This is a genomic window from Streptomyces sparsogenes (assembly GCF_001704635.1).
Lineage (GTDB): Bacteria > Actinomycetota > Actinomycetes > Streptomycetales > Streptomycetaceae > Streptomyces > Streptomyces sparsogenes.
In genome coordinates this window covers 1-500 of sequence record NZ_MAXF01000276.1, presented here as the reverse complement: position 1 = coordinate 500, position 500 = coordinate 1, and the positions used below count along the sequence as shown (strand labels likewise).

Below are 500 nucleotides of genomic sequence, written 5' to 3'. Positions count from 1 at the left end.
CAGTACCGGGAGTTCGTGCGGGAGCAGGCGGAGCTGGGGGTGTCGGTGGCGGGTCGTGCGGGGGTGGAGCGGTGGTGTGGGCGGTTGGCGGGTGCGCCGGCGTATGTGTCGTGGCCGGGGTCGGGGGGTGTGGAGCCGTCGGGGGTGGTGGAGGTGCCGTTGGGGGTGGGTGTGTTGGAGGGGTTGCGTGGGGTGTCGGAGCGGGAGGGTGTGTCGTGGTTCATGGCGGTGGCGGCGGCTTTCGCGGGGGCGTTGCATCGGTGGAGTGGTGAGCGGGATGTGACGTTCGGGTGTCCGGTGGCGAATCGTGGTGGTGAGCGGTTCGGTTCGGTGGTGGGGCCGTGTACGAACACGGTGGTGATCCGGTCGGTGGTGGACGGGGGCACGACGGTGGCGGGGTTGTTGCGGGGGATGCGGGAGCGGGTGCTGGAGGCGTTGGAGGACCAGCATGTGCCGTTCGACCAGGTGGTCGCCGCGCTGAATCCCGAACGCCGCTACGG

At 70.8% G+C, this 500-nt stretch carries 1 protein-coding gene and 1 pseudogene; one reads left to right on the top strand and one right to left on the bottom strand.

Annotated elements, in window-relative coordinates:
• Positions 1–224: pseudogene (locus BBH68_RS42510) on the bottom strand (hypothetical protein); the annotation flags it as partial.
• On the opposite strand from BBH68_RS42510, the gene BBH68_RS44685 reads away from it, so the two are divergent.
• The coding region (locus BBH68_RS44685; protein ID WP_425428907.1) for a condensation domain-containing protein at positions 223–500 on the top strand (278 nt) is incomplete at its 3' end. The pseudogene BBH68_RS42510 and the gene BBH68_RS44685 sit on opposite strands and share 2 nt — an antisense overlap.